Below are 6,602 nucleotides of genomic sequence, written 5' to 3'. Positions count from 1 at the left end.
GTCGGGACGGGTCTGCTTGCCTTTCTCGATAGCGATCTCCACCAACTGGCCCACTCCGGTCTGGTCGAGAGTCGCGAAGGGGTTGTTGGGATAGATGTCAGCTTCCTGATAACGGTTCATGAAGCTACCCATGTCGTCGCGGCTGACCCCAAGAGCAGTCTGGGTGAGGTCGTTGGTGCCGAAGGAGAAGAACTCGGCGTGCTCCGCGATGTCATCAGCGGTGAGAGCACCCCGGGGAACTTCGATCATAGTGCCCACCATGTAGTTGAACTTGGTCTTGGTTTCCTTCTGCACTTCTTTGGCCATCTCGTGCACGATGCCAGCTTGGATTTCGAGCTCGCGGGCGTAACCGACGAGAGGAATCATGATTTCGGGAGCCACCTTGATCTTCTCCTGCTTGCACTTGGCCGCTGCTTCGAAGACCGCGCGAGCCTGCATCTCGGCAATCTCGGGGTAAGAGATGGCGAGGCGGCAACCACGGTGACCGAGCATGGGGTTGAACTCGTGAAGGTCCTCCACCCGGCGCTTGATGTCCGCCAGCTTGACACCCAACTTCTTGGCCAGGTCTTTCTGCTGCTCTTCGGAGTGAGGAAGGAACTCGTGCAAGGGCGGATCCAGGAAGCGAATGGTCGCAGGCTTGCCTTCAAGGGCCTTGAAGATGGCGTAGAAGTCATCCCGCTGGTAGGGAAGAAGCTTGGCCAGGGCGGCACGACGGGCTTCTTCGGTTTCAGCAAGAATCATCTCGCGCATGGCGTCGATGCGATCGCCTTCGAAGAACATGTGCTCGGTGCGGCAGAGGCCGATGCCTTTGGCACCGAAGGCCACCGCGTTGGCGACCTGCTCGGGGTTGTCCGCATTGGTGCGCACATCCATGCGAGTGGCTTTGTCGCACCACTTCATGAGCTGGACGAAGTTCTTATACTTCTCAGTCTTCTGCGCAGCCTTGTCGCCTTCCAAGAGACCGGTGATGATCTCGGAGGGAGCGGTTTTGAGTTCACCACCGTAGACGAGACCTTCGGTTCCGTCGATGGAGAGATAGTCACCCTCGCTGAAGGTCTGGCCATCCACGGAGACGGTCTTCTTGGTGTAGTCGATCACGAGAGCGTCCGCTCCGCAGATACAAACCTTACCCATCTGACGAGCCACGAGAGCCGCGTGAGAGGAAACACCACCGCGGGCAGTGAGAATCCCTTCCGCCGCGATCATGCCACGCAAGTCTTCGGGGGAAGTTTCCACCCGCACGAGGAGAACCTTCTCGCCCTTCTGAGCCGCAGCTTCAGCGCGGTCAGCGTTGAGGTAGATTTTGCCCGAGGCCGCACCAGGACCAGCGGGGAGACCTTTGGCAATGGCCTTGGCCTTCTTCACCTCGGCGAGGTCGAAGACGGGAGCGAGCAACTGGTCGAGCTGGTCAGCCGGGTTGCGGAGAACCGCCGTTTCCCAGTCGATGAGCTTTTCGTTCACCATATCGGCGGCGAACTTGAGAGCAGCCATCGCGGTGCGCTTGCCATTCCGGGTCTGCAGCATGTAGACCTTCTTGTTCTGGATGGTGAACTCCACGTCCTGCACGTCGGTGAAGTGCTGCTCGAGGGTCTCGCGAATACGAAGAAGCTCGTCGTAGGCTTCGGGGAGAATATCCTTGAGGCCGATCACGGGATCGGGAGTGCGCACCCCGGCGACCACGTCTTCACCCTGGGCGTTCATGAGGAACTCACCATAGAATTCATTTTCGCCATTGGCGGGGTTCCGGGTGAAGGCCACCCCCGAACCGGAATCGCCGCCAGTGTTGCCGAAGACCATGGCCTGCACGTTGACGGCAGTGCCCCACTCGGCGGGAATGTTATACTTGCGGCGGTAAACGATGGCCCGATCGTTCATCCAAGAGCTGAAGACCGCACCCATGGCGCCCTTGAGCTGCTTGCGGGGATCGGCGGGGAAATTCTTGCCGGTGCGCTCCTTGACGAGAGCTTTGAAGCGAGCCACCAGCTCTTGGTTGTCTTCCGCAGTCAGGTCGGAGTCGATGATGTCCTTGCCGTAAACCTCGTGCTTGTATTCCTCGATCACTGCTTCGAAAGGCTCGTGATCTTCGTCGGGGCGCTTCTGCACGCCCATCACCACGTCACCATACATCTGGATGAAACGACGATAGCAATCGTAGGCGAAACGCTCGTTCTCGGTGACAGCCGCAAGGGCTTTCACAGTCTTGTCATTGAGGCCGAGGTTGAGGACGGTGTCCATCATTCCGGGCATGGACTCGCGCGCGCCGGAGCGGACCGCCACCAGAAGGGGGAAACCTTCGGTATCTCCAAACTTGAAGCCCATGCTCTTCTCCATCACCTCGATGCCCTTCTCAATCTGCTCGTCGAGCTCGACAGGGTATTTCTTACCATTGTCATAGTAGTAGGTGCAGACCTCGGTGGTCACGGTGAAACCGGCGGGCACAGGGAGACCGATCCGGGTCATCTCGGCGAGGTTGGCTCCTTTGCCGCCGAGGAGAGCTTTCATTTTGCCATCGCCGTCAGCCTTGCCATCACCCCAGGTGTAGACATACTTGCCTTTGCGAGCGCTTGCGGCAGCGCTCTTCTTCGCTGCGCCTTTTTTCGTTGCCTTCTTTGCTGACTTGTTAGCGGCCTTATTGGCGGCTTTCTTTTTGGTTGCCATCGTAGTTCGCGAGTGGTTTTTCTGAGGTTCGGGCGAATTCGAATGTGGGTCTTATCCGCCGCAAGGGCGCGCACCTTACCAGCCACCATACAAGTGTCAATGCGCCAATCCCCTAGGCTTCGGGGATTTCTCATCACCTTTTCCAGGCCGCCGCGCACCCTTGCGCCAAGGGAGTTCGCGCCTCCGCCCGAGGAGGTATTTGTCCAAAAAACTTCGTGCTCTTTCCGCAGGACGGGACAAGGCTTCCCGCCATGACGGCTTCGGAAAAAATCACCGCCCTCCGCGAGCGCACTCTCGGAGGAGGGCACCCGCTCTCGGCGCTCACCGCCTACGACTACCCCACCGCCCGCCTCCTCGATGAAGCGGGCATCGATCTGCTCTTGGTCGGCGACTCCCTCGGCATGGTCGTTCTTGGTTTTCCCGATACCACCCACGTGACCATGGATCACATGCTGCACCATGTCGCCGCCGCCGCGCGGGGCTGCCGCAAGGCTCTCCTCGTGGGCGACCTCCCCATCCACTCCTACCCCGACCCCGCAACGGCGGTGGACAACGCCCGTCGCCTGGTCGAGGCCGGGGCCGAGGCCGTCAAGCTGGAAGGAGGGCTGCGCCAGGTGGAAAAAGTGCGCGCCATCACCGCCGCAGGCATCCCCTTCATCGGTCACCTCGGCATGCTCCCCCAGCGCGTCAAGGAAGAGGGCGGCTACAAGAAAAAGGGAAAAACGGAAGAACAAGTGCAGGAGCTCATCGCGGGAGCAAAGGCCTTGCAAGAGGCAGGGGCCAGCGGCCTCGTGCTGGAATCCGTCGTGCCAGAGGCCGCGCGCCAGATTTCCCAATCCCTCAGAATCCCCACTATCGGGATTGGCTGCGGGCAGGGCAATACCCACGGGGAAGTCGCTGTGGTCACCGATCTTCTCGGCAGCTACCCGTGGTTCGTGCCTCCCTTCGCCACCCCACGAGCCAATCACGGCGAGAGCACCCGCCAGGCCGCCATGGCCTTCCGCCAAGCCATTACCCCGCTCACCACGGCTGATTGATACCGCCTACTGTTTCCGGGCGGGCTCCCCTCCCCGCCCGAAACCCGCCACGGCTCGCGCGAACGAACCTTCGTCGGTCGGCCCTCCCCCCGAGACACCCCGAAGAAAGGAGGGGTCCCGACATTTTGCCTGCCGTTCACCAGTCTCCGCCTCACTGCTGCGGATAACGATGTTCCTCGTGGCCTACCTAAGCAAACGCGACGAAGAGACTCTCGAGAAGAGAATCTCTGTTCCTCCCCCCCGGCGAAAGGGACGATTTTAACCGAAGCACGGTCGAGAAGAACACTCGCATTGCCACCAATCCGCATTGCCACCAATCCGCATTGCCACCATTCTCCAGCAATGCTCTGGAGCCCTTGATGGTTCTCGAAGACGAGGAACCTTATTGTTAGGGAAAATAATTCCTCCACCGGCCGTCCACCCCTATTGAAGCCACCTTATCGAAGCGACCTTCTTTCGGCGAAAGGGGGGCATTCTTCTGCGGAAGCTCTTCCTCTTCCTAGGAGTTTCGCAGGAGAGCCACCATCACTCCTTGGATGATAAGTTCGCGGGCGGGAATCAAATCTGGAAAGTCTTCATTTTCCGCCTTCAGATAGGGCTTTCGCTTTTCCACCACGTAACGCTTGAGAGTGGTTTCCCCATCGATCAAAGCGGCGACAATATCTCCGTCGCGCGGTTGGCGAAACTCCAGAATAACGGTGTCCCCATCGCAAATGTGGGCATCAATCATCGATTCGCCGCGCACTTTCAAAGCGAAAGTCTTGGCATTCTTCCGCAAGCCCAGACTACTGATATTGATCGACAGGCAACTCTCTTGATCCTGCACCTGATCCTCGGCCATCCCGGCGGCAATGGAACCATAAACTGGCACATCGACGATTTCCTCACGATTCAACTCCTCCGGAAACATCACTGCCCGTGCCTTGCCGGGCAAGCGGATGACGGCCTCCTTGCGCTCCAGAGCCCGGAGATGGCTCATGGCAGCGGTTTGACTGGCAAAGCCAAAGTGGGCTTGAATCTCGCGCGTGGAGGGAATCAATCCCGTGCGCCGGTGTTCCGCCTTGAGAAAATCATAGACGGCCTGCTGCTTTCTGGTGAGTTCTTGAGCCATTTTTCCTGAACAACGTTCGAGAGAACAATGCCAGAAAACTTTTTGTTCACAAGGAAATTGTTCAAAAATTCTCCTCTGAAAATCATCCCCGGACGCTCCCTGTTCACTGCCCCAGAATCCAGTTACCGAATCGCCGCAGGCCTCCGCCCGCCCCCTCCAGCCACCGGGAACCGGTTTCGCCGCCCCGTCCGGTGCCGCGCAAGATGGATCCCGTGGTGCCCTGGGTGCGCTCTCCCCCCCGGGTGAGCAAACTGAAGCCCTTGCCCAGGACCCATCCGGTGCCCTCCACCACATAGCCAGAGCCTTTCACGAGATAGCCGGAGCCCGCTTGCAGAGCATTGCCCACCGAGCGCAGATGGGAGACCTCTTGCTGCTGCTGCGGGGTGAGAGGCTCCCGCGCCCAGTTGGCCGATTGCTCGGTGTGGTAGGCCATCGCTTGCATGGAGGCTCCCGCTGCTTGCTCCTGTTGATCGGAAATAGCCACTTCGGCCTGCTCGCGGTAGTGCCGCGCCATCGCCCGATGGCTGCCCGCGAAGGTCGTCTCGAAGTCCCGCTCGCTCACCTTTTGGCCACTCCGCACCCGCTGGGCGAGGTGCCGGACAGCCGAGGATTCCCCTCCTTGGCGGGACAGGGTGGCGGCGGCCTTGTCGAGATAGCGCCCCGCTCCCGCCCGGTCCCCCCGCTGGAACCGGGACCAGGCCGCGACGAAGTCGACATCCGCCTTTTGCGCCGCAAAGGCACTGTGGGCATCGGCATCGCTCCCTCCCCCCCGGGAGAAGCCCGCTCCGGAGCCACAGCTGGTGACCCCGATCACCACTATCATTATCCCGAGCGCGGTCAAAAGTCCCTTCATCGCCCTACTTAACTGCTTCAGTTTCCCAAAAATTCAATGCCGGACCGCAGGCGAAAGAGATTTTCCTCCCGGTGGGAGGAGAGGGCCTCCCTTGCCAAACGGGAGGAGAGGGACTACAGGGAGGCCTCCCAGACCGTGAAGCCACAGACTATCCTCGCCGAAACCACCACCCCCGAAGGAGAGCCCCTGACTCTCGTGAGTCACGATGGCCACTTCCACCTGCAATCCCGCGGGGCCAAACTGATGACCACCTTTTCGCACGGTTCCGAGGAGGAGCTGGCCCGCTTGGCCTGTGCCCCCTCCCGCGCGGCCCGGCAGCCCGCCGTCCTGGTCGGCGGCCTCGGTTTTGGCTACACCCTCGCCGCCGCCACCGAAGCTCTCCCCCAGCAAGGAGCCCGCTTCCTCGTCGCCGAGCAATCTCCAGCCATTGTGGAATGGAATCAAACCCACCTCCGCGAGCTCCATCCCCAGCTTTGGGAAGACGACCGCATCCTCATCGAGCCCGTGCCCGTCCAGCAGCTGATGGCCGAAAACGTAGACACTTTCTCCGCTATTCTGCTCGATGTCGACAACGGACCCTGGGCCTTCCAAGACGCCGGCAACGAGGATTTGTATTCCCTCGCTGGGCTCGAGCGGGCGAAGGCCGCTCTCAAGACCGGGGGAATCTTGGGCGTCTGGTCGGTGCGACCGGACAAAAATTTCGAGAAAAATCTCCGGAAGACGGGCTTCGAGGTGAGCTGCGAAAAAGTGCCCGCCACCAGCAAAGGAAAACAGAACCGGTTCCACACCATTTGGTTGGCTCGCAAGGGGGTCTACCAATCCCAACACCGGCGATCCTGAAGCTCCCCCCTCACGCTCCTTTCCCGAGGAGCTCATGGCAGCCTGGGCAAATCGACGAATAAGAGGGATTTGGTTTTTTTTGACAAAAACGCTCAAAATGGCC

At 60.1% G+C, this 6,602-nt stretch carries 5 protein-coding genes; 2 read left to right on the top strand and 3 right to left on the bottom strand.

Translation table 11 applies throughout. The features are described 5' to 3' along the window. On the bottom strand, positions 1-2,658 hold a 2,658-nt coding region (ppdK, locus tag JIN78_RS15165), incomplete at its 3' end, for a pyruvate, phosphate dikinase (protein ID WP_200392840.1). A gap of 251 nt (positions 2,659-2,909) precedes the next feature. Here ppdK and panB point away from each other — a divergent pair. Then, positions 2,910-3,695 carry a 3-methyl-2-oxobutanoate hydroxymethyltransferase gene (gene panB / locus JIN78_RS15160; RefSeq protein WP_200392839.1) on the top strand — a complete coding sequence of 262 codons (786 nt, stop codon included), beginning with the start codon at positions 2,910-2,912 and terminating at the stop codon, positions 3,693-3,695. Between the two features lie 499 nt (positions 3,696-4,194). Here the strand turns inward: panB and lexA are convergent, their stop codons facing one another. Both lexA and JIN78_RS15150 read right to left on the bottom strand, forming a co-directional pair. Next, positions 4,195-4,806 (bottom strand): transcriptional repressor LexA, encoded by a 612-nt coding sequence (gene lexA / locus JIN78_RS15155; RefSeq protein WP_200392838.1) that lies wholly within the window; start codon positions 4,804-4,806, stop codon positions 4,195-4,197. A 103-nt stretch (positions 4,807-4,909) separates the two neighbouring features. After that, positions 4,910-5,659: a hypothetical protein gene (locus JIN78_RS15150; RefSeq protein WP_200392837.1), complete on the bottom strand. Its 750-nt coding sequence runs from the start codon at positions 5,657-5,659 to the stop codon at positions 4,910-4,912. Between the two features lie 135 nt (positions 5,660-5,794). Between JIN78_RS15150 and JIN78_RS15145 the strand changes: the two genes are divergently transcribed. Beyond that, positions 5,795-6,499 carry a polyamine aminopropyltransferase gene (locus JIN78_RS15145; protein ID WP_200392836.1) on the top strand — a complete coding sequence of 235 codons (705 nt, stop codon included), beginning with the start codon at positions 5,795-5,797 and terminating at the stop codon, positions 6,497-6,499. Positions 6,500-6,602: the final 103 nt, after the last annotated feature.

Origin of the sequence: Roseibacillus ishigakijimensis, from assembly GCF_016595415.1 — a bacterium.
In the GTDB taxonomy this organism is placed as follows: Bacteria; Verrucomicrobiota; Verrucomicrobiia; order Verrucomicrobiales; family Akkermansiaceae; genus Roseibacillus; species Roseibacillus ishigakijimensis.
This window is presented reverse-complemented; position numbering and strand designations above follow the sequence as displayed.

Coding starts and splice junctions, on each gene's coding strand:
- panB (WP_200392839.1), top strand. CDS start 2,910: ATGACGGCTTCGGAAAAAATCACCGCCCTCCGCGAGCGCACTCTCGGA.
- lexA (WP_200392838.1), bottom strand. CDS start 4,806: ATGGCTCAAGAACTCACCAGAAAGCAGCAGGCCGTCTATGATTTTCTC.
- JIN78_RS15150 (WP_200392837.1), bottom strand. CDS start 5,659: ATGAAGGGACTTTTGACCGCGCTCGGGATAATGATAGTGGTGATCGGG.